Source organism: Acinetobacter sp. S54, assembly GCF_016624945.1.
GTDB lineage: Bacteria > Pseudomonadota > Gammaproteobacteria > Pseudomonadales > Moraxellaceae > Acinetobacter.
The window spans coordinates 14,421-36,868 of sequence record NZ_JACVUI010000006.1 but is presented as its reverse complement, the minus strand read 5'-3'; the positions used below and the strand labels follow the sequence as shown (position 1 = coordinate 36,868).

The window sequence follows — 22,448 nt, the reverse complement described above, 5'->3', positions numbered from 1 at the left end:
GTTACCTTATCTTCTAATTTAAAACTGGAATACAGTCACTTATGACCGTGCGCTTTTTTCATACATCAGACTGGCACTTGGGACAATTTTTTTATAATCACTCCCGCCACTATGAACATGAACAATTTTTGACATGGTTATTAGAACAAATCAAGCTTAAACAACCACATGCGCTACTCATTGCTGGTGATATTTTTGATGTCATCAACCCCAGTTCTCAGGCACAAAAACAGCTTTATCAATTTTTGGCCGATGCACATGTGCATGCACCACATATGCAAACCCTAATGATTGCGGGCAATCATGATTCTGGTTATCGCATTGAGCAAGTCGAACCACTTTTAGAAAAATACAATGCTAAAACTGTGGGCGTTATTCGCTGGAATGCAGATAAAACACTGAATCTGGATCGCTTGATTTTGCCGATTTGCAATGAAAAAAAACAGACTATTGCATGGTGTATTGCATTGCCTTTTTTACGTTCTGCTGAAATTACAGGCTTCAATGAACACACTAGCAACAGTCAAAAGGCCATTGCCTATTTGCATCAACAACTGATCACCGAAGCAAAACGTCGAAAGACGGATGATCAAGCCCTAATTTTAATGTCACATGCCCATATGCAAGGGGGAGAAACATCTGATTCGGAACGTCCCATCATTATTGGAAATGAAGAAGCATTATCTACAGCGTTGTTTGAAGATGGCATTGATTATGTAGCGCTTGGACATTTACATAAACCACAAAAAGTTGGACAAGCCTATATTCGTTATAGTGGTTCACCTATTCCGCTTTCCTTTAGCGAAATCAATTACAAACATCAAGTAGTTGACGTCCGTATTCACCCTCATCAAAAAGATGAGCAATATTTTCAGTTCGAGGTTTTAGAAATTCCTCGTAGCGTACAACTCCATAAAATTCGTGGTGAGTTGAATGAGGTGATGCAGCAATTAAAATCACTGCCAAGCGGCATGATTGAAAGCATTGATCAGCGTGAATATGTCGATATTGAATACCATACCCTGACCCCACCCCAGCCAAATTTAAGACAACAGTTTGAAGATGCCTTACCCGCAGATCGTTATCGCTTGGTACGTATTTCCCGTCAATATTTATCAACTGAAAATAATGCTAGACATCAGGCACAGATTCATCTTGAACCGCCAACGCCTGAGAAATTATTTCAACAAATTTGGAATAAAAAAGGTTATAACGCAGATGATCAAGTCCAAAAAGACTTTATGAGTTTAGTCGCTCAGGCACAACAACAACTTGAAGATCAACAAAAGAGTTAAAGGATTACCGTGAAAATTTTATCCATCCGACTCAAAAATCTGGCCTCATTGGCAGGCGAGCATTTTATTGATTTTGAAAGTGATCCTTTGGCGAGTGTTGGGCTGATTGCTATCGTAGGTAAAACAGGAGCAGGCAAATCCACGATTCTGGATGCCATGTGCCTGGCGCTGTTTAATAAAATCCCAAGGCTTAAAGATAGTGATGGCAAACTTTCTGATGTAGATGGTTCTGAGGTCTTAACCAATTCACCTCTAACCGTGTTGCGACGCGGAACTGCACATGGTTTCGCTGAATTATGTTTTGTAGCACAGGATCAAAAGCATTATCTGGCACGTTGGGAAATTAAACGCGCCCGTGAAAATGCCAATGGCAAATTACAAAATGTACAGCGTTCTTTGAAATGCCTTACCGATGGCATAGTGGTTGCCGATAAAACCAAAGCTGTTGAAACGTATATTCAACAGATTACCCAACTCAGTTTTGAACAATTTACCCGCGCCGTACTTTTGGCGCAATCCGAAGTCACGGCTTTTTTGAAAGCACGTGATAATGAACGTGGGGAACTATTAGAATATCTGACTAACTCTTCTATTTTTGCCAAAATTGGCCAATTGGCCTTTGAAAAAACCAGAGACATTAGCAATCAGCGTAAACAACTAGAAAATATTTTAGGTCACATAGAACTACTTTCCGACGACGAGCTGACCGAATTACGTGCCCAATTTGAGACCACGCAACAACAGCATCAACGTCTTGAAAATGAAAAAATAAGGTTGCAACAATTACAGCAATGGTTTGAACGCAAACAAAAACTTGACTATGATATTCTTCTGAAACAGCAGCAATATGATGAGCAAGTCAAAAATCATCAGGCTTTGGAGGCAGACCAGTGCCTTTTAAATCAATTGGATACCTTTTCTGAAATTCGACCGCATGTCTTTCAGCAGCAGCAACTTTTCAAGAATCAGCAGCAACTTGAACCACAGATTAACCAGCACCAGCAACTCTTTTCAAATCTTGCGATTCAATTTGAACAAGAAAAAGATCGTTATCATCAGGCCGAAAATGCCTTACAGCAATGTCAAAACTTTGAACAACAGCATCAGACTGAACTAAATCAGGTGCGTAACTACATTCAGGAACGTGACTATATTGCAGAAGAATATAAAAAAACTAAAAACAGGGTGCTGCTACTTGAAACACAACAACAGCCGTTACTCGCGCAACAACAACAACTTGCACAGCAACTGCAAAAACTAACTGAACAACAGCAGCATGTTTCACTTCAACTTGAACAAAGTTCTCAATTTGCACCACTCGATCAGGGTCTAAATGCACATATTCAGCAATTTTCTAATTTTGTTGAACAGTATCAAAAAGTTGAACATACAATTGGCGATGTTGCAGCGGCTCAAAACAAATTACAGCTAGACCAAAATACCTTAAAAGAGTTGATTCAGACCCTTGGTGATTCTGAAAAAATTGAATTAAAAATCCAACAACAACAATTGCTGAGAGAACAACAGTTTAACCGTTCCAATCAACTCGATCTGCTTCAGCAAAAGCTCAATTCTTTGTTTGAATTAAAGCAGGAATTGCATGAAATTAAGTCGAATGTAGAACAGTCAAACCAGCGCCAACAAACGCTGAGTGATCAAACCCAAAATGCTGAACAAAGTTACCAAACAACAAAATCAGAACGCGAAAAACTCCAGCAGATTTTGCAGCAACAGCGTTTGTTACATGCTGAAAATATTGAGCAGTTACGTGCTGAATTAAAACCTGGCGCGCCCTGCGTGGTATGTGGCAGTACTGAACATCCTTATCGTAATGAGGAAAGTCCAATCTCCAAAGCATTATATGAACTGCAACAGCAACAGGAACAGCCCGCAATCCAAGTCGAACAGCAACATTTCAAAGAATGGCAGGCTTTGCAACAACAATTGACACAGCTTCAGACGCAACTGACCCAGTTAAATAGCAGCTTGGCGCGTTGTCAGGAAAAATCTGAGGTGCAACAACAAGAACTGATTCAATCCATGCAACAGTCTGGTATTCAACTTGACTTGTCTCTTTCATTATCTGAATTAACTACTCAATTGCATCAGCATTTAGAACACAGTCATAAAACCAAACTGGAAATTGAACAAGAGATTCAACAATTACAACAGGCACAGAAACAACAGCTCACTTTACATCAGAGCAACCAGAACACGTCCCATCAACTCCAGAGCATTCAACAATTACAGCAGCAAGTTCAACATATTGTCGAATGTCTAGATGCACAAGAACAGCAGCAATGGTCGCAGCATAAGCTTGGTATGGCTCACAAAATGCTAAATCGTTTACAACGTCGTGCCGAGCAACTTGAGCAAAATGAAACGGTGCGTAAACAGCAGGATCTTCTCCAACAACAGTTCAATTTATTAAAAGCCGATCTATTACATTCTAGTAAACAGCAAACTGAACTCAAGCAGCAACTTGAAGCGTTGGGACATCAAGGTAAACAAAATAGCGAAAATGCGGCCCGCCTAATTGAACACATGACAGGGCAAACTGGACTGAAAGCCAATGAATGGTTAGCTCAACATGAGCAACAACGCCAACATTTACAACAACACTATCATCAAACCAAGCAACATTTTGAGCAATTACGGCAGAATTTTGAGCAGCAAAAAAATCAGTTGGATCAACTTAAGGCACAGCATCAACATAATCAAAATAGTCTGACCCAATGCCAAGCTGATATCCAGCAATGGTTAAATAAACATTCAAATTTTGATCAACAGCAGTTTGCCACATTGTTAGTCATTTCAAATGAGCAGGAACAACGAATTCGTGTGAATTTGCAGCAAGCAGAACGTCAACTAAATGAAGCAAATTCAGTGCTCAAAACCATACAAGAGCAACTTAGTGATCATTTGCAATTACAACCCGATATTCATTTTGAACAACTCAAAATTCAACTTCAGGATATCTTTTCTCAATTGCAAATTAACGGCGAGCAACGTGATCAATATAAAATAAAACTGGAACTACATCAGCAGAATCTAGCCCGACAACAACAATATGCAGATCAGATTCAGCTCATTCAACAGCAAGAACATCGCTGGAATAAAATCTCCAGTTTAATTGGAGATGCTAAAGGTAAGGATTTTCGTGATTTAGCTCAACAATACAATCTGGATATTTTACTAGAATATGCCAATCAACAACTGGCGATGTTATCGCAGCGTTATACTCTCAAACGTTTAGAGAACTCTCTCAGCCTTGCCATTATCGATCACGACATGGATGGCGAAATTCGTTCTGTGGCCTCGTTATCGGGAGGCGAGTCTTTCTTAACTGCACTTGCGATTTCTTTAGCTATTGCCAATATGGCCTCTGGATCCATGAAAATCGAATCTTTATTTATTGATGAGGGTTTTGGCACACTGGATGCATCTTCTTTGCACATGGTTATGAACGCGCTGGATCAACTGCAAAGTCAAGGCCGCAAAGTGATTTTAATCTCGCACATTCAAGAAATGCATGAACGGATTCCAGTACAGATACAGGTACAACCATTAGGTTCAGGTTCAAGTCGAATCGAGGTGGTTGGATAAAAGAGATGCGCTAAGACAAAAGCTTGATCTTACTCAAACTTTTGTAAGTTAGAACCGAATTTTTAAATATATCAACAAGAAAATTAGAGTTGAAAGAACCCCAGCTCACAGTCACCAATACATTTAAAATCAGCTTATTTTAAAAGCCAAACGATTACCCTTAAGATCATCTTTCATCCATTTTTTTGCTAGCTTAGAGCCAAAACTACACCAGAAAAGCCCAGACAATAAATTCCAAAAAGATACCAACGACCATGTTCAAGCCATGCAGATAACCATTTTAGTGCGAGCAAACCTGTTAAAAAACTAAATAGCATTCCAAATAAGCTGGGTAATAGTAAACTTCCTAAAGCCAGATGTGCCGTGCCTGCCGTAGTATGTTGTGCATGAACCAAACGTAATAATTCTTTTGCAATCACAGCGGGGGTTAATACCACCGCTAATGCAAAACTAAATTCTTCTGCTTTTTGACGTGAGATACCTAAAAATAGACCTGTTGAAATGGTCGCACCCGAACGTGAAAACCCACGAAACGGTAAACATAATGCCTGCACAGCCCCAATCACGATAGCACTGGACAAATGTATATCACCTTGCTGGCCACGATCCAGACGGGATGACAAGATAATCAATATCCCCGCTGCAGCTAAAGAAGCAGCCATGAGTTTGGAGTTACTAAATAAATGCTCAATTTCAAAGGTACTTACGCCGCCAAAAAAAAGATGTTTAATCAATGCTTGTAATAAGAGTCCCAATACGCCTGTAATTGCTGTGGCAAGCAAGACATACCAGAAGCGTTGTTTAAAATCATTCCAGCTTGAAAAATAAGTTTTTTTCCATGAATGCCAAAAATAAACAATAACAGCGAACATAGTTCCCGTATGTAACATGACTAAGAGAAACGTCATTTGCGGTGCAGAAGGATCAAAACCCATCATTTTCTCTGCCAAAATCACGTGTGCAGAACTAGAAACCGGTAAAAGTTCAGCTAGCCCCTGTATGACTGCCAAAATAAAGATATGTAAAAGATTCATTTATATTCTCGTATACGCCCGTGATGCTTATATACGCAGAAGCCATTAAAAACAGATTAAAAAGATCAATTGAGTTGAAAAATAAGAACGCGACTCATCCGAGTGCATTCAGTCTGATTACCCCTGCACTTTTTAATTTGCAAACGTTATTTCAAATAATCTCGCGTACCAAATAAAGCTGTTCCAATACGCACAATTGTTGCTCCAGCAGCAATCGCAGCCTCCAGATCAGCTGACATTCCCATACTTAAAGTATCCCAGTCCTGAGGTTGGTGATGCTGGATTTTTACTTCATCAAATAGTTTCTTGGCATCTAAGAAGGCCTGCTCATGATCTGGAGCTGGAATCACCATTAAACCGCGTAGACGGATATGCGGTAATTGAGTAATTTTTTTTACTAATTCTGCGACTTCATCTGGTCGACAACCATCTTTGGACTGCTGGGCATCAATATTGACTTGTAGACATAGATTTAGTGGTTGCTGCATCGCTAAACGTTGGCTAGATAAACGCTCGGCGATAATTAAACGATCGACCCCATGTACCCAGTCAAATTTTTCAGCCAGATGTTTGGTCTTGTTACGCTGTACATGTCCGATAAAATGCCACTGTATTTCCAGATCATTTAATTCTTCAATTTTATCCAGCGCTTCTTGTAAATAGTTTTCTCCGAAACAACGCTGACCTAACTGATACATATCACGCAATGCCTGACTTGGATGAGTTTTCGACACTGCCAATAAATGCACCGAAGATGGATCTCGTTGAGTCATTTGACATGCATTTTTGATTTGATCAAGGACCTGATTTCGTGCTTGTTGAAACTGATTCATTGACAGGGTTCTCATTTCAGTTATTTTTTTTGCTTAACCTTACTTTGAAGTGTTGGTAAGCGATTCGGAAACGCTTATTATTCTACAAAATAACGATACATACTCATTATATTAGGGGAAATCATGGATATCACAGAATTACTTGCTTTTTCGGTTAAAAATGGTGCATCAGATTTACATCTTTCCGCAGGAATGCCACCCATGATTCGCGTCGATGGTGAAGTGCGTCGTATTAATTTGCCTGCGCTGGAGCACAAAGAAGTTCACCGTCTTGTTTACGATATTATGAATGATAAACAACGTCGTGACTTTGAAGAACAACTGGAAACTGACTTTTCTTTTGAAGTTCCAAACATTGCTCGTTTTCGTGTGAACGCATTTAACCAAAACCGTGGCGCAGGTGCAGTGTTTCGTACCATTCCATCCAAAGTACTGACGATGGATGATTTAGGCTTAGGGCAAATCTTTAAAGATATCTGTGATTATCCACGTGGTATTGTCTTGGTAACAGGCCCAACGGGTTCAGGTAAATCTACCACCCTTGCAGCGATGATGGATTATATCAATGACAATCGCTATGACCATATTCTTACTGTAGAAGACCCGATTGAATTTGTACACCAATCAAAAAAATGTCTGATTAACCAGCGTGAAGTACATCGGGATACCCATGGCTTTAATGAAGCTCTCCGTTCAGCCCTACGTGAAGACCCCGATATTATCCTCGTGGGTGAGATGCGTGACCTCGAAACCATTCGTTTGGCTTTAACTGCAGCAGAAACAGGTCACTTGGTGTTTGGAACTTTGCACACCACTTCAGCCGCAAAAACCATTGACCGTGTGATTGACGTATTCCCTGCCGAAGAAAAAGATATGGTTCGCGCTATGTTGTCTGAATCTTTACAGGCGGTTATTTCTCAAACATTATTAAAGAAAAATGGCGGTGGTCGTGTCGCAGCGCATGAAATTATGATTGGGATACCTGCGATTCGTAACCTCATTCGTGAAAACAAAGTTGCCCAGATGTATTCAGCTATTCAGACGGGTGCGAACTATGGAATGACAACATTGGATCAAAGTCTAAAAACATTGGTCTCCAAAGGCATGATTAGCCCACAAACTGCACGTACTGTGGCCAAGTCACCAGAATCCTTCCTATAAACGATAAAAATAAAAGGATGACAAGATATGGATTTTAACGACCTTCTCAATCTCATGATTGAACAAAAAGCTTCAGACCTGTTTGTAACCGCAGGTGTTGAACCCTCCATGAAAATTAATGGACAAATTGTTCCCATTTCTAAAACGAAACTCAACGGTGAGGTGGTTGGCCAGCTGATTCAATCCATTATGAGTGATAAGCAACGCAAAGAATTTAGTGAAACCCGCGAATGTAACTTTGCCATCATGAATCGTGATAAAACCGCGCGTTTTCGTGTGAGTGCTTTTCAACAGCGAGATATGCCAGGGATGGTATTACGTCGTATTGAAACGATTATTCCCTCAATGGATGAGTTACGTTTGCCCATCGTACTAAAAGACCTTGCGATGACCAAACGTGGCATTATTATCTTCGTAGGTGCGACAGGAACAGGTAAATCGACGTCTCTAGCCTCCATGATTGGTTACCGAAATCAGAACTCCAAAGGTCATATTATTACCATTGAGGATCCAATCGAGTTCATTCACGAACATTCTGGATGTATTGTGACGCAACGCGAAGTCGGCATCGATACAGACTCATTTGAAATTGCCCTTAAAAACACTTTGCGACAAGCACCTGATGTGATTTTGATCGGGGAAATTCGTTCTCGTGAAGTGATGGACTACGCCATCGCGTTTGCTGAAACTGGACATCTAGTATTGGCTACGCTCCATGCCAACAATGCTAACCAAGCACTAGACCGTATTATTCATTTCTTTGAAAGTGATCGTCATAATCAGTTATATATGGATCTTTCGCTAAATCTAAAAGCAATGGTGGCTCAGCAATTGATCCCGACGCCAGATGGAAACTCACGTCGTGCCGCGATTGAGATTCTGATTAATACCCCTTTACTATCAGATTATATTCGTAAAGGTGAAATTCATGAGATCAAGGACTTAATGAAACGCTCACGCGAACTGGGCATGCAAACCTTTGACCAAGCTTTATTTGATCTGTATAAGGCAGGCGAGATTACCTATAAAGATGCACTGAAACATGCCGACTCACCAAATGATCTGCGACTCAGCATCAAGCTTTCAGAAGAAGGCGCAGAACAACTGATGAATGCAAGTCGTAATATTACTTTTGATGGCCAATAAATTTATTGATCTAGCGCTGAAATTAAAAAAGGAAGCCTGAGCTTCCTTTTTTAATTTGTTGTATTTATGTGATTTTATTGCTTCTTGCGATAAGCTTCCTGACATTCAGGTGCATCACAATAACCATATAAATTCAAAGAATGGCCTGTTAAGGTAAAACCACGCTTTTCAGCTACTGTATGCTGTTCATGTTCAATAATTTCATTTGTAAATTCAACAACTTTACCGCAGTTTAAGCAAACCAGATGATCATGGTGATCTTCCTGCATAATTTCAAAAACAGAATGATTGTTTTCAAAATGATGACGCTGGATAATACCCGCGGCTTCAAATTGTGTTAATACACGGTAAACTGTAGCTAAACCTACATCTTCACCTTGCTCAAGCAAAGTCTTATAAATATCTTCTGCGCTCAAATGATGCTGTTTTGAATTTTCTAATAATTCCAAAATCTTAATTCGTGGCAGGGTGACTTTGAGTCCAGCTTTACGTAAATCTTGATTGGAAATCGGCATAAAAAAAGGTCTCTCAACAAATTTAAAGTTGGAATAGGCAATCGTAGTTAGATGCAGTATGATCTATCCCTAAGTCAAATGCATCATAATTTATCGGGATAGTGTAGCAAAATGCAAAAACTTATGTTGGCGTTATTCGTCACTTCACTGCTTGCTGGTTGTTCAACTTTAGGTGTCTACAAAGTTGACATCCCTCAAGGAACTCCATTAACCAAAGCCCAAGCATCGAAAGTTCAAATAGGTATGAATTTTCAACAAGTTCGCTTTTTGCTCGGTAGTCCAACTGTTACAGATCCTTTAAATCCACTACGTTGGGACTATATCTACAACTATATTCCAGGTACTTATGCTAAAAAAGCAAAAATCCCAGCTGCACATGGTCAGCATTTAAAAATTTACTTTGACGAATCAGGGATCGTCAAAAGTATAGAAGGTTTAGATACTATTCCAGAAACGCAACCTGGCTTACCAGCCTCTAAGGAAGCGATCTTGACAGCCCCACCACTATAATGATTTTTAAATAAAAAGATACCCCTCGCTTGAGGGGTTCTTTCTATGAGTCAGATTGTTTAAAACGATTACCGCGCTGGAAACGGCCTACTGGATTTTTCTGAGCCCGCTTACGCCGAATATCGTGAGGATGAATCGTGAGAGGTCGATAAATCTCAACACGATCTCCTGATTTTAATGGGGTATCCAATGTAATTTTGATCCCAAAAATACCCAGTTGAAGTGGATCATCTATCTCTATTTTCTGTCTGATCTGACTACGTTCAATTGCTTGGGCTGCAGTCATACCATCAACAAAAGGAACAGCAATCAAAAATTGCTGATCTACTGCTACATAAGCTACCCAAACTTGAGCTTGTCTCATGAAAATAACTGTCCAATGATCGCGATCATTGCAAGAACAATCGACAAGGGCAGAACAATTCGAACCGCAATTCGCCAAAGATTATAAAAAAGTTCATTACTAAAATTCATCGACTTACGCAAATGACTGATTTTCATAATCCAGCCCGCAAAGATTGAGTAAATCAAACAAATAAGTAGTCCCCACAACATAAGTAGAATATTAAACTCGAATTGCACCTGAGGAATGAGCCAAATGAACGTTGCAACGAACAAGACTGCCCATTGAATTACAACCGAAAGCTGACGTTGTTGTAATTGTTCTTTTGCCAATTGCAATAGCAATGCTGCTGCCATTACCCCAGCAATGGCCAACGTTAAAACTGGAATGTTGTGCAGCGCAGAATAAAAACCAAAGGCAATCACGGCAATAAACTGAGCAATCCAGATGGGCAAAGCAGTTTTACTGGCTTGCTGTCCATCTTGAACTTGTTGCAAGCTATTTTGCCAGTAAAGTCCCATGCCTAGACCTGTCGCAACCAAAGCCAGAACCGTGGCATTGCCCCACTCTTTAAACTCGATTGAAGTCCAGTGCCAGCTCACAGCAGGTTGAACCAATATGAGTGAGCTAATAAAAGAGATCACTACGCCAATCATCATGAGAATAAGTAAAATCTGACGTGGAACAAATGACAAAGCCAAAGCAACTATCGTCAAACCAGCAAACATCGCTTGCACGCTCAAATTAAGTCCCAACGTCGCAGAGGCCGCTGCACCTAAATGCGATAAAATAGCGCCAGCCAAAAAAGGAATAAAAGCCACAGCCAGCCAGCCGACAATACGCCATTTTTGTGAGGCATCTGCATCTCGAGTTAAACTGGATAAAGCATTTAGCGCTGTTGTTTTTGAGCGCTTAGCAAGTGCAATTTCCAGATAGCATACAGGTAATGCCAGAATTACCATTGTTGCTAACCAAAGCAACCAAAAGTCGATTTGGCGGTCAATCTGAATCCCCACAGCCGATGCTAAAGCCGCAATAATAATAAAAGTGAAGCAAAACGCCATAAATGGTGATAACCATCGCGCGAAAGCTGAATCCTGCATCATTCATTCCTAATATGAAGTCTGGAGATATTTTGCCTTTGTCGAGTATGAAAATCAAAGTTTGCATATAAAAAATGCAAACCATCTTTTTATTGATGATTTGCAGCGCTGAGTCTTGTTGTTATTATTTTTATTGAAGTTTGCCGATTCGTGATTTTTTATGAAAAGAAACGAGCAAACCATCCTTTTCCTTTTTTCTGTTCTTTTTCTTTAATAATTCCCATCATATTTTCTTTTACTGCCCCGACATAATCGGCATCATCATGTTGAATATGATTAATTAACCATTTTGAAAGCACTTCATATAATTCTTCTTCAACATTATGTCCCATTTCAAAACGTTCTCGATAATGTTCAATTTTTTTAATAAATAGATCATGTACACGTTTATGTGGAACACGATATTTATAATTTGCCTCTTCTTGTAAACTTTCTTCAAATGCAAAATGTGACTGAGTATAATCGATCAAATTTAATAGAACATCTTTAACGTGTACTCGATCATGTGTTTTTCTAACTTCTTCTAATTCATTAATATAGTCAAGAATGCGTTTATGCTGATCATCAATGACTTCAATGCCAGTATTATATTCAGGAAGCCATTTCATACCCCACCCCTATTTCTAAACATTTATTAGATATCAACATCATATCGGTAATTTTTTTAAATAAAAATAAACCAAATCAGTCAAGATTAATAAAAAAAAAAGAAAATTCATCCAATCATTTGATTTAAATCAATAATTAAAGAAAAAACAGAGTAAAAAAGTAAGATATTTTTTAACCAATTTATAGTTTAATAAACAGGGATTATATTAAAAAAACCTTAAAATGGATAAAATTAACATGCATAAATGTCATTTTGAATGAAACATCCACATATTTTAAATAACCCGTTACAAACATTTAAAATCACCAAAAAACTAAATACGTTTCAAATTAATACTCATCAGCTCGAGTCATTCTTTTCAGTTCAGGATTTTCTTGTTCCCGTATTAAACGATTCACATGAGTTTGTGCATGTTTAATTGGCATCCCATTTTGAAATAAAATCATTTCACCCGCTTGATAGGAAGTCCATTGTTCATTTTGGGTGAGTGGTTCAGTGGTAATCACTGCGACACGATCATTGGATGTCGTAACCTGACTAAAATCAACTTCTACATCCAGATCAATAAGCCGTGCAGCCTTAAAAGGATATTCACGGACGAGCCAATGTAATTTGGTGGTAGCGTAACTAAATAAGGCCTGTCCATTGGACAAACAATAATTAAAGGTTCCAAATTCAGCGACTTTAGGTGAGATCTGTTCAAGAACCTCAAAGACTTGCATTACACTGGGTTCAGTATAACCAAAATATTCAACCAGTTGATCTAACAGATAACAAAATGCTCGTTCGCTATCGGTATTACCAATCGGTGTAAAACGCCCCGTTAATGGCGGATCAAAATGATGCAAATCGCCATTATGTGCAAAAATCCACTGTCTACCCCATAGTTCCCGAATAAATGGATGGGAATTTTCCAGTGTGATTTTACCCTGTGTCGCTTTACGGATGTGTGCAATTACATTACGCGATTTAATCGGATAATTGCGTACCAGCTCTGCTATCGGAGATTCAACCGCTGACTGATTATCTACAAATAAACGGCAGGCTTTATCTTCAAAAAATGCAATACCAAACCCATCTGAATGATCAGAAGTAATTCCCGCCCGCTGTGAAAATCCTTTAAAAGAAAAGGTAATATCGGTTGGAGTCGCACAATTCATTCCAAGTAGTTGGCACATAGCATTACAAATAAAAGCAGAGGGCTTAACTGTATTGTGCATGAGTGGCAAAAGGCTTGCAAATCTGAATATATAGACAGTTATGCAAAATTAACCATAAATTTTATTTTTGGACACGTTTACTCATTACAAAAGACTTCGCGACATGATTTACTTCTAAAAAAACAAAATAATCCAAACAGTTAAAGTTTTCATCATAAAAAGGCTGACATGATAATTTTGATTGCATATCCAAATACATTTTGAATAATTTGGGCATCCGTTCGTCCTGCGGAAAACTAAACTCAGGGCGTGGGAGTTCAAAATGATTTTTGGACGCGATGGCAATAGTTTGTTTTGCATCCAAATGCTGAATTTGTTGATGGGTATGGTAAGCGCGTGCCAAATTATCTTGCAGGTGAATGCTAACGCATCCCATCAAATATTTAGCACGCATTGACCAGAGTACTTTGGGAACCAGATGAAGCCACAACATTGACAAAGCTTTACCGGAGCGAAAACGTGGATGTACGCAGGTACGTCCTATTTCAACGACATTTGGCAAATGCGAAAGATGAGGAATAATGTCAAACTCACTTGCACTATAACTTTGTGCCAATTCATGACCCTGAAACAGTTTAAGTCGGGTATAGGCCACGATCTCACCTGTCCATTTTTCTCTGAGTACGGCATGCTCACAACCAAAATCATAAATATCCTGATCTAGACCATCTTCAAATGCTACGCCAAATTGCTGACTGAATTGAACCGCACGAAAACGCTGCACTTCTTGTAATTCTTTGAGGTTATCGACCCAATCAAAGCGAAATTGGGTTTGATTGGTTTTTTGACGGGTTAAAGGTAGACTAAAATTTTGACGATAGTGATTTAGTTTTTCTAGCATAATGTCACCCTGTTTTTATCATTATGCTTACACTAGGATAAGATCATGACAGGAAAATGACGTTTTTCTAGGCAGTAAAAACGTCATCCAAAGATGACGTTTAAAGTCAAAAATTAATGTGCAGATTTAGGTGCAAGCCGGTTAGTAATAAGTGTACCCACCCCATGATCTGTAAAGATTTCCAGTAAGGTTGCATGCGGTACACGGCCATCTACGATATGCGCGCTGATGACACCACCTTTAACAGCATCTAATGCACATCCCACTTTAGGAATCATGCCACCATAAATCACACCTGTTTCTATCAAACGGTCGACTTCCTGCGTACTTAAACCAGTTAGCAGATTTTTATTTTCATCCAGAACACCCGTAATATTGGTGAGTAGAATCAGTTTTTCTGCGCCCAAAGCTTCTGCGACTTTACCCGCAACTAAATCTGCATTGATATTATAAGTATTACCGTCCTCATCAACCCCTAATGGTGCAATCACAGGAATGAAATCACTCTGGGTAAACATTTCCAGTACATCCGTTTTAACCCCAACTACTTCACCGACCATGCCCAAATCAATATGCTGGACTTGGCCCTGCTCATCCTGCTTTTCCATAAGCAGTTTACGTGCCCGTAGCAAGTTACCATCTTTACCCGTCAAACCAATCGCGCGACCACCGTGTTTGTTAATCAGATTAACAATGGATTTGTTAACACTTCCACCCAGCACCATTTCTACAACTTCCATGGTCGCTTCATCTGTTACGCGCATACCATCAATACGATCAGATTCCTGACCTAAGCGTTTTAACAGCGAATCAACTTGTGGACCACCACCGTGCACTACAATAGGATTTAAACCTACAGTTTTTAATAGCACAATATCACGTGCAAATGAGCTTTCCAGTTCTGGATCGGTCATTGCATTGCCACCATATTTCACAACTAGCGTTTTACCCGAAAAACGTTGAATGTACGGCAAAGCTTCAGTCAATATTTTCGCTTTGTCGATGCCAGTATGCTGATGTGGCATTCGCCTCTCCTTAATGGATGTTTGAAATATCTTGCGCTATTTTAGGATATTTATCCTGTAACATGCGAACAAACTGATGCCGAATATGAGCCAGTTGTAGAGGATTGGCTGCATCAAATCTGACTGTAAAATATTCGCCTGTATTGGATGCTCGAATAATGCCAAAACCATCAGCAAAATCAAGTCGTATACCATCAATTTTACTGAGATGGGCTTTAGATTGATAACTGAGGCGTTCAATATCCTGTAAAACAATCTTTGGTTCTGAACGATAAGTGCTAATGTAAGTATCCTCGGTACAATAACGCTCTGGAACAGTCGACAATAACTGAGACAATGTTTGTTCAGGAAATTGACTTAAATATTCCAATACACGTAATGCAGCATATAAGCCATCATCATAACCAAACCCCCGCCCATCGTTAAAAACGTAATGACCCGCGTATTCTCCACCAAAAACAGCTTTTCCTTGAGACTGAGATAAATAACTTCTTAAAAAACTACTGCCTGTCCGAATCATGGTCGGAACTCCACCCAACGCTTTTACCGTTTGAGCAACCATACTAGAACATTTAACATCAAATACAATTTCGGCCTGTGGATGTTCAGCGAGACAGATTTTTGCAAATAGCGAAATCAAACGATCAGCGGTAATAATATGAGCCTGATCATCTACAATCACTAAACGATCCCCATCCCCATCCAGTGCAATGCCAATATCCGCCTTATGCTTAATAATATTTTGTCTTAACTGTTCTAAATGAATGGCCTGAGATGGATCAGGTGCATGATCTGGAAATTCTCCATTGGCTTCACAGCGTAATGCGATCACGTTACAGCCCAGCTTAGTTAGAACGATTTCAGCACAACGTCCCGCTGAACCATGCAGACCATCTAAAACAATTTTAAAAGGTCTAGCAAGTTGGATATCTTGAAGTAGGCCTTGTTGATAGCTTAAACAACAGTCTGTTTTTATTTGATGGCTAAGTCCTCGAATACGAGGAGTATCCATAACTTTAATGTAATGATGCGCAGATGCGTTTCCTATCTCTTCAATCTGTGCGGGCGTGGGTGGTTCACCTTTTAAAATCCATTTAATCCCATTGTCGGATTTTGGGTTATGACTCGCCGTCACCATCACTCCATTCCCATGAGTTTGACGCGCCATAAAATACATCATCGGGCTAGAGCAACAGCCCAAATCTATAACGTCTAAACCCTGTTTTTCAAAGATTGTTGCTAATATTGCAGCATACTGTGGACTACTAAGCCGAGCATCATATCCAATCACGACTTTTGTTTGACCCACGGTTTGGTATTGTTGTGCCAAGGCGTAAGCAATCGCAGTAACCACTTGTGGCGTGAACACTGTGAGCTTGCCACGAATATCGTAGGCACGAAAAATATGTAAGGGAAAATTAACCATCGCATCCATAGGCATCTTCTTTTAATTCAAAGCCTACTGTTAAAAAGTAAAAATAGCATTGCTTATGGTATAAAAAGTAGGCAGCATTCTTGTCAGTCATTCAGACAGATTAAGTGTGATGTTTTAATCTAATTTTTTGAAACATTCAATATAAAAAAAGAAACGCCTGCTTAAACAGGCGCTTAAATTATTGCTTGCCCGTATGACCAAAGCCACCGGCACCACGATCTGTGGCCACAAATTCTTCGACTTGTTCAAATTCTGCCTGAATTACAGGGACAAGAACGTATTGTGCCAAACGCTCACCTGGCTCTAATGTAAAACTTTGTTGTCCACGGTTCCAGACTGAGACCATCAATTCACCTTGATAATCAGAGTCAATCAATCCCACTAGATTACCTAATACGATCCCGTGTTTATGACCTAGCCCAGAACGCGGTAAAATCAAGCCCGCGAATTGCGTATCGTGAATATAGATCGCCATGCCTGTTTTAACTAAAACAGTTTGTCCGGGTTCAATTTGAATAGCTTCATCTACACACGCACGTAAGTCTAAACCTGCGGATCCCGTTGTGGCATAGGACGGTAGTGGCCATTCATTGCCCAGACGCTGATCTAAAATTTTAACTTGGACTTTCATTGTATTTCCTAATCATTCAATCAATTATTTCTTTAATAAAGCTTTTAAATTGGCAAGATATTGTTGCGCCTGTTCTTTAGGATCAATATTACCTGCCAATTTCTTTTTGCGCCCCAACCACTCCAATTCATCCTGCGGTAGTTCATCCAGAAAGCGGCTTGGGGCCATCTGTTTCATTTGCCCGCCATTTTTACGTTGTTCCGCCAGCGTCAAAGTTAGTCCCTGACGCGCACGAGTAATCCCCACGTACATCAAACGGCGTTCTTCTTCGATCGTTTCAGCAGCAATCGAGTTTTTATGCGGTAGTAATTCTTCTTCTAGCCCCATAATGTAGACAAATGGAAACTCAAGCCCTTTGGCGGCATGCAAAGTCAGAAGATTAACCTTGTCAGTGTCTTCTTCTTCTTGTTGCTGTTCCAGCATATCTAGTAAGACCAATTTGCGAATTACACTTTCAATGTTCTTTTCATCTACATCTTCGGTACGATTGAGCAAGCTTTGAATGCTGCTAAATAAACTTTCGATATTATCTAACTTAGTTTTTTCCTGCGCCGGTGTAGCAGCACTTTCGCGAATATAATCGATGTAACCCGCTTCATTCATCATCTGACGAACCTTGGGTACGGGTTCATCATCATCCATAAGTTCACGGGTAAAATTACTAATAAAATCGGCAAATTCATGTAATTGGGTTGCAGCTTTTTTTGGAATCACCATACTGAGGCGCTGATCTGAGGCTGCTCCCAATAAAGACAAATGGTTTTCCTGAGAAAATAAACCCAGTTTTTCCAAAGTGACAGGCCCAATCGCCCGTTTTGGTGTATTTATTATTCGTAAAAATGCACTGTCATCTTCGGGATTAATAATCAGCCGCAAATAGCTCATCACATCCTTGATTTCAGCGCGGGCAAAGAATGACTGCCCCCCCGATAACTTATATGGAATTTGCATTTGACGCAGTTGGGTCTCTAATACCCTCGCTTGAAAATTACCGCGGTATAACACTGCGTAATCTTTCCAGTTTTTACCATTCATGAGCTTATGGGTCATCAAATCTTTAACGACGCGTTCAGCTTCGTCATCATCATTACGGCAAGTAATAATCCGGATGACCTCACCATGCCCTTTATCACTCCACAATTTTTTATCAAAAATATGGGGATTATTTTCAATTACGGCATTTGCTGCTTTTAAGATTCGGCTGGTAGAACGATAGTTTTGTTCAAGCTTAATGACTTTTAAATTTGGAAAATCTTCTTTTAATAGCGCCATATTTTCAGGTTTTGCGCCACGCCACGCATAAATGGACTGGTCATCGTCACCTACAGCCGTAAACTGTCCCATGACTCCAACCAATAATTTGACCAAAATATACTGAGCCGTGTTGGTGTCCTGATATTCATCTACCAAAAGATAACGAGTGCGATTTTGCCATTTATCACGAACTTCTGCATTTTCCTGTAAAAGTCGGGTCGGCAACACAATCAGATCATCAAAATCAACCGCGTTATACGCGCGTAAATTACGTTCATAAAGCTGATAAAGATGAGCAAACTGGACATCTTCTACGGTCTCGCAAGTCGAATGTGCCTGTTCAGGTACAATCAAATCATTTTTCCAGTCTGAGATTTTTTTCATCGCTTTAGCAATAAGTTCTTTGCTTTCAGCACCAGAAAGATTATCTCGCTGCATTAAATCCATCAGAATGCGTTTGCAGTCATCAGCATCAAGAATCGAAAAATTGTTTTTAAGTGGTGTATGTTTAAGTTCCAAGCGCAACAAGTTCAAACCGAAAGTATGAAATGTTGAAACCGATAAGCCTTTGCCCTCTTCACGGGAAAGCAACTTCCCTACACGCTCTTTCATTTCCCGTGCGGCTTTATTTGTAAAGGTCATTGCAGTAATACGATGTGCGGGGATACGACAATTTTTCACCAGATATGCAATTTTCTGGGTAATGACCGAGGTTTTACCTGAACCAGCCCCTGCAAGTACTAACAAGGGTCCTTGAGTGTATTTCATGGCTTCAAGTTGCTTGTCATTGAGATGACTTGCTGCTGACATAGGTTTTCCTCTTAAGAATCCGAGCATGATTATAGTCATCTAATCCTCAGATGCCTAATCGATTAAGATGAATTTTACTCATAAAAAAACCACCCGAAGGTGGTTTTTGAGAATTGAACGACTAAGATTGACGCTCATAGATGCTAATTTCAACACGGCGGTTTTGTTCGCGACCATCTGCAGTTGCATTTGATGCAATCGGGTTAGCTGAACCATACCCCTGAGCATTAATACGCGCAGAAGAAACGCCCTGACCACTCAAGTAACTTGCCACAGCTTGAGCACGCGCCTGAGACAATGGAATATTGATTGAATCATTACCGGTACTGTCGGTATAACCTGTGACTAGGATTGCACTCTTGTTATCTTCAGCAAGCGTTTGCGCTACTTTGTTCAAAGTTGAATAGAAGTTTGGCTTGATGTTTGATTTATTGGTATCAAAAGTAATGTTACCCGGCATCACCAATCCAACTGAACCATCTGGATTACGGTTTACTTCTACGCCAGTACCCGCCATTTGTTGACGCAATTTTTTCTCTTTTTGATCGAGATATAAACCACTTGCGCCACCTAGTACTGCACCAATCGCAGCAGCACGGTTATTTTGACGGCTAGAGTTGGCATTTGATTTAGAGATACCATAGCCTGCTGCTGCACCAATCAACGTACCTAAAGCAGCTTTATCGTATTCTACGCCACCAAGATTTTGTCCTGTCGATTGGCAACCAGAAAGTGCCACTGCTGCCCCAACCACTGTTGTAATTACTAGTGCACGCATTGCATGCCTCCTCATTTGTGTCTTTGTTGTCTATAAAAATAATGATAGAAAAAAACCACGTAGACCATTGATTTTTTGTTAAGAATACGTGGTTTTTTTACATTTTGTAATACTTTGGGTATCTTTCGTTTAATTCTTCACTACATTTTATCCATTGTTTCACTGTTTAACTTTTTAAATCAGCTGACAACGTCTATATTGTGTGCAGATTTTTAACAAATTGGATGTGATTCATCATCAGGATTCATTTTATGTCTAAACAACCCCAAAAACAGTCGATGCTCAAAAAAATTACCCGAGGCGTGACCGTGGGTAGTGTTATTACAGGAAGTACCTTTTTGCATGGCCCGCCTGTATTGGCACTCGGTTTGACCAAATTATTCAAACAATCACGAAAAGTGGATGAAACCAATATTCAGATTACCAATAGCTGGTTGGGTGTAAATAATTGGCTGATCGATCATGTATTACCACACTTAAAATGGGATATCACGATTGATCCACAGCTTGAATTGAGTATGCAGGGTCGTTATTTGATGATGTGTAATCATCAAAGCTGGGTCGATACCACGGTCAATCAATACTTTGGCTTAAGCCGTATGCCTCTCACCCGTTTCTTCACAAAATGGGAACTCATTTTTATCCCTTTCGTTGGACAAGCCTTTAAAATTTTAGGTTTCCCAATGATGAAACGACACACTAAAGAGCAAATTGCCAAAAATCCAGAACTTAAAACACGTGATATGCTCGAAGCCCGTAAAGCCTGCGAACAACTGTTATCTCAACCATTTACGTTGTTGAATTATCTGGAAGGAACGCGTTTTACTCAAGCGAAGCATGATCAACAAAATTCGCCTTACAAAAATCTGCTAAAACCCAAAGCAGGAGGTTTGGCGCTTGCCTTAAATATTTTGGGTGATCAAATTGATGCTTTGGTGGATATGACGATTGTTTATCCTGATGGGCCACCTGAATATAGTGATTTCTGGTTAGGGGATGTTTCTTGTATCGCAGTGAATTTGCGTAAAATCGAGATCCCGAGCTGGGTTTTAGGCGGTGACTATGAAGAGGATGAAAATTATCGCAAACGTTTTCAGGATTGGGTTGATCAACTCTGGACGGAGAAAGACCAACTTATTAGCCAAATGAAGACACAACTTTCTTCTCAACACTCCTAATCATTTAAATTGACAGGCATTATGCAGAACAGTTCCAAAGAAAAATCTAAGTATCATCATGTAGATCCAACCAGTTTATCGTTCAAAATCTTTCTGGTTTACGACATCTTTATGGTGTTTATTATTATTTTTAATCTGTTCTGCCTATGTGCCAATTTCTTTTTAATGAGCAGTATCGGTGCATGGTTTTTTCAACACATTCATCTGCCTCAAATTCTTGAATTTTATCGTGGTCATCTGCATCCGTGGGTGATTACCACTGAAGCATGGTTTATTGGCTTTTTAATTGTAGAATTGCTGGTACGCTGGGCAATTGCAATAATCAATAAACATCATTCACGCTGGTTCTTTTTTCCATTTATTCATTGGTATGAAATTTTAGCAATTATTCCACATTTACGTTTTCTACGTTTATTCCGAGCAGGAATTATTGCCTATCGACTCCATGAAATGGGCTATAAAATCATCCCAGAAAACTGGTCTAGTCAAGGCATCTTTTATTATCATGTAGTGATGGAAGAACTTTCAGATCGGGTAGTCTTGACAGTTATTCATGGAATCCAGAGGGAACTTGAAACCAGTTCAACCCACAAACGAATTATTCATGAACTGGTAGATCATCACCGCCAGCTATTTGCTGTTACCGTGGCAGAGCTATTACAGGAAAGTCTCGCTACAGAGCTGAAGTCACAACAACTTCAGATTTCTAAAGATGTTGGGCAAATCGTCAATCAAGCAATTGAAGACACCCCAGAATTAACTCAGTTATTGCGCTTGATCCCTATCGTGGGGGGACGAATTGAGCAACAGATTCAAAGTATTGGACAACGTCTGGGCGAAAATATCACCACTGGCTTAATTCAGCCCTTTGCTACAGGTTCAGAGAATGCCCTCAATCCAAATTATAAACTCATTGCACAACGCATGAGTGAAATTAATATTGATAACAAGCACTTGGAAGAATTGGTCGAATCTGTAGTATTTGAAAGTCTGGAAGCCATTCGTCAACAAGTTAAAGTTAAACAATGGCAACAGATTTTAAAAGAACGCGATCAAGCTAAAGATTAAGCATTTCAACAATTTTTTACTCAATAACTAGAGAAATCACTGAATTTGGTCT

At 39.7% G+C, this 22,448-nt stretch carries 20 protein-coding genes; 7 read left to right on the top strand and 13 right to left on the bottom strand.

The window, feature by feature from the left end; genetic code table 11:
* Positions 1–41 precede the first annotated feature (41 nt).
* Together IAE20_RS10550 and IAE20_RS10545 are read left to right on the top strand one after the other, a co-directional pair.
* Complete coding sequence (locus IAE20_RS10550; RefSeq protein WP_227611125.1) at positions 42–1,295, top strand: exonuclease SbcCD subunit D C-terminal domain-containing protein; 1,254 nt, start codon at positions 42–44, stop codon at positions 1,293–1,295.
* Between the two features lie 9 nt (positions 1,296–1,304).
* Positions 1,305–4,901 (top strand): AAA family ATPase, encoded by a 3,597-nt coding sequence (locus IAE20_RS10545; protein ID WP_200482754.1) that lies wholly within the window; start codon positions 1,305–1,307, stop codon positions 4,899–4,901.
* 188 nt (positions 4,902–5,089) lie between these two features.
* On the opposite strand, the gene IAE20_RS10540 is transcribed toward IAE20_RS10545, so the two are convergent.
* Entirely contained in the window at positions 5,090–5,935 is an 846-nt protein-coding gene (locus tag IAE20_RS10540; RefSeq protein WP_200482755.1) for an undecaprenyl-diphosphate phosphatase, read from the bottom strand.
* Between the two features lie 146 nt (positions 5,936–6,081).
* Positions 6,082–6,768, bottom strand: a complete 687-nt coding sequence (locus IAE20_RS10535) for a YggS family pyridoxal phosphate-dependent enzyme (protein WP_200482756.1) — start codon at positions 6,766–6,768, stop codon at positions 6,082–6,084.
* Positions 6,769–6,891: 123 nt separating this feature from the next.
* On the opposite strand from IAE20_RS10535, the gene IAE20_RS10530 reads away from it, so the two are divergent.
* Positions 6,892–7,929: a type IV pilus twitching motility protein PilT gene (locus tag IAE20_RS10530; protein WP_200460770.1), complete on the top strand. Its 1,038-nt coding sequence runs from the start codon at positions 6,892–6,894 to the stop codon at positions 7,927–7,929.
* Between the two features lie 27 nt (positions 7,930–7,956).
* On the top strand, positions 7,957–9,075 hold the full coding sequence (locus tag IAE20_RS10525) for a PilT/PilU family type 4a pilus ATPase (RefSeq protein ID WP_200460771.1): 1,119 nt from the start codon (positions 7,957–7,959) through the stop codon (positions 9,073–9,075).
* Positions 9,076–9,149: 74 nt separating this feature from the next.
* Here IAE20_RS10525 and fur read toward each other — a convergent pair whose 3' ends face one another.
* Positions 9,150–9,590, bottom strand: coding sequence for a ferric iron uptake transcriptional regulator (gene fur, locus IAE20_RS10520; protein ID WP_200460772.1), 441 nt, complete (start codon positions 9,588–9,590; stop codon positions 9,150–9,152).
* A 111-nt stretch (positions 9,591–9,701) separates the two neighbouring features.
* Between fur and IAE20_RS10515 the strand changes: the two genes are divergently transcribed.
* A complete protein-coding gene (locus tag IAE20_RS10515; protein WP_200460773.1) occupies positions 9,702–10,100 on the top strand; it encodes an outer membrane protein assembly factor BamE in 399 nt (132 codons plus the stop codon).
* Positions 10,101–10,143: 43 nt separating this feature from the next.
* On the opposite strand, the gene IAE20_RS10510 is transcribed toward IAE20_RS10515, so the two are convergent.
* From IAE20_RS10510 to IAE20_RS10465, 10 genes are all read right to left on the bottom strand, one after another.
* Complete coding sequence (locus tag IAE20_RS10510; RefSeq protein WP_200460774.1) at positions 10,144–10,464, bottom strand: RnfH family protein; 321 nt, start codon at positions 10,462–10,464, stop codon at positions 10,144–10,146.
* The gene (locus IAE20_RS10505; protein ID WP_200482772.1) at positions 10,461–11,546 is read right to left on the bottom strand and encodes a hypothetical protein; all 1,086 of its coding nucleotides are present in this window, start codon (positions 11,544–11,546) and stop codon (positions 10,461–10,463) included. Before IAE20_RS10505 ends, IAE20_RS10510 begins: the two co-directional genes overlap by 4 nt.
* A 158-nt stretch (positions 11,547–11,704) precedes the next feature.
* Positions 11,705–12,154: a bacteriohemerythrin gene (locus tag IAE20_RS10500; protein ID WP_200482757.1), complete on the bottom strand. Its 450-nt coding sequence runs from the start codon at positions 12,152–12,154 to the stop codon at positions 11,705–11,707.
* Positions 12,155–12,485: 331 nt separating this feature from the next.
* Positions 12,486–13,334 (bottom strand): class II glutamine amidotransferase, encoded by an 849-nt coding sequence (locus IAE20_RS10495; RefSeq protein ID WP_200460804.1) that lies wholly within the window; start codon positions 13,332–13,334, stop codon positions 12,486–12,488.
* A 103-nt stretch (positions 13,335–13,437) separates the two neighbouring features.
* A complete protein-coding gene (locus IAE20_RS10490; RefSeq protein ID WP_200460776.1) occupies positions 13,438–14,217 on the bottom strand; it encodes a GNAT family N-acetyltransferase in 780 nt (259 codons plus the stop codon).
* Between the two features lie 113 nt (positions 14,218–14,330).
* On the bottom strand, positions 14,331–15,242 hold the full coding sequence (argB, locus tag IAE20_RS10485) for an acetylglutamate kinase (protein WP_200460777.1): 912 nt from the start codon (positions 15,240–15,242) through the stop codon (positions 14,331–14,333).
* A gap of 10 nt (positions 15,243–15,252) precedes the next feature.
* Positions 15,253–16,677 carry a phosphomannomutase/phosphoglucomutase gene (locus IAE20_RS10480; RefSeq protein ID WP_200482758.1) on the bottom strand — a complete coding sequence of 475 codons (1,425 nt, stop codon included), beginning with the start codon at positions 16,675–16,677 and terminating at the stop codon, positions 15,253–15,255.
* 178 nt (positions 16,678–16,855) lie between these two features.
* The gene (gene dut, locus IAE20_RS10475; protein WP_200482759.1) at positions 16,856–17,308 is read right to left on the bottom strand and encodes a dUTP diphosphatase; all 453 of its coding nucleotides are present in this window, start codon (positions 17,306–17,308) and stop codon (positions 16,856–16,858) included.
* A gap of 24 nt (positions 17,309–17,332) precedes the next feature.
* Positions 17,333–19,372, bottom strand: a complete 2,040-nt coding sequence (locus tag IAE20_RS10470) for a UvrD-helicase domain-containing protein (RefSeq protein WP_200482760.1) — start codon at positions 19,370–19,372, stop codon at positions 17,333–17,335.
* Positions 19,373–19,493: 121 nt separating this feature from the next.
* Positions 19,494–20,150: an OmpA family protein gene (locus IAE20_RS10465; protein ID WP_200460781.1), complete on the bottom strand. Its 657-nt coding sequence runs from the start codon at positions 20,148–20,150 to the stop codon at positions 19,494–19,496.
* 251 nt (positions 20,151–20,401) lie between these two features.
* Here IAE20_RS10465 and IAE20_RS10460 point away from each other — a divergent pair, with 251 nt between their 5' ends.
* Both IAE20_RS10460 and IAE20_RS10455 read left to right on the top strand, forming a co-directional pair.
* Positions 20,402–21,328, top strand: a complete 927-nt coding sequence (locus IAE20_RS10460; RefSeq protein WP_200460782.1) for an acyltransferase — start codon at positions 20,402–20,404, stop codon at positions 21,326–21,328.
* 21 nt (positions 21,329–21,349) lie between these two features.
* Positions 21,350–22,396 (top strand): preprotein translocase subunit SecA, encoded by a 1,047-nt coding sequence (locus tag IAE20_RS10455; RefSeq protein WP_200482761.1) that lies wholly within the window; start codon positions 21,350–21,352, stop codon positions 22,394–22,396.
* Positions 22,397–22,448 lie beyond the last annotated feature (52 nt).

Coding starts and splice junctions, on each gene's coding strand:
- IAE20_RS10500 (WP_200482757.1), bottom strand. CDS start 12,154: ATGAAATGGCTTCCTGAATATAATACTGGCATTGAAGTCATTGATGAT.
- IAE20_RS10465 (WP_200460781.1), bottom strand. CDS start 20,150: ATGCGTGCACTAGTAATTACAACAGTGGTTGGGGCAGCAGTGGCACTT.
- IAE20_RS10535 (WP_200482756.1), bottom strand. CDS start 6,768: ATGAATCAGTTTCAACAAGCACGAAATCAGGTCCTTGATCAAATCAAA.
- IAE20_RS10460 (WP_200460782.1), top strand. CDS start 20,402: ATGTCTAAACAACCCCAAAAACAGTCGATGCTCAAAAAAATTACCCGA.
- IAE20_RS10480 (WP_200482758.1), bottom strand. CDS start 16,677: ATGGATGCGATGGTTAATTTTCCCTTACATATTTTTCGTGCCTACGAT.
- IAE20_RS10515 (WP_200460773.1), top strand. CDS start 9,702: ATGCAAAAACTTATGTTGGCGTTATTCGTCACTTCACTGCTTGCTGGT.
- IAE20_RS10510 (WP_200460774.1), bottom strand. CDS start 10,464: ATGAGACAAGCTCAAGTTTGGGTAGCTTATGTAGCAGTAGATCAGCAA.
- fur (WP_200460772.1), bottom strand. CDS start 9,590: ATGCCGATTTCCAATCAAGATTTACGTAAAGCTGGACTCAAAGTCACC.
- argB (WP_200460777.1), bottom strand. CDS start 15,242: ATGCCACATCAGCATACTGGCATCGACAAAGCGAAAATATTGACTGAA.
- IAE20_RS10550 (WP_227611125.1), top strand. CDS start 42: ATGACCGTGCGCTTTTTTCATACATCAGACTGGCACTTGGGACAATTT.
- IAE20_RS10525 (WP_200460771.1), top strand. CDS start 7,957: ATGGATTTTAACGACCTTCTCAATCTCATGATTGAACAAAAAGCTTCA.
- IAE20_RS10470 (WP_200482760.1), bottom strand. CDS start 19,372: ATGTCAGCAGCAAGTCATCTCAATGACAAGCAACTTGAAGCCATGAAA.
- IAE20_RS10490 (WP_200460776.1), bottom strand. CDS start 14,217: ATGCTAGAAAAACTAAATCACTATCGTCAAAATTTTAGTCTACCTTTA.
- IAE20_RS10495 (WP_200460804.1), bottom strand. CDS start 13,334: ATGTGCCAACTACTTGGAATGAATTGTGCGACTCCAACCGATATTACC.
- IAE20_RS10455 (WP_200482761.1), top strand. CDS start 21,350: ATGCAGAACAGTTCCAAAGAAAAATCTAAGTATCATCATGTAGATCCA.
- IAE20_RS10540 (WP_200482755.1), bottom strand. CDS start 5,935: ATGAATCTTTTACATATCTTTATTTTGGCAGTCATACAGGGGCTAGCT.
- dut (WP_200482759.1), bottom strand. CDS start 17,308: ATGAAAGTCCAAGTTAAAATTTTAGATCAGCGTCTGGGCAATGAATGG.
- IAE20_RS10505 (WP_200482772.1), bottom strand. CDS start 11,546: ATGCAGGATTCAGCTTTCGCGCGATGGTTATCACCATTTATGGCGTTT.
- IAE20_RS10530 (WP_200460770.1), top strand. CDS start 6,892: ATGGATATCACAGAATTACTTGCTTTTTCGGTTAAAAATGGTGCATCA.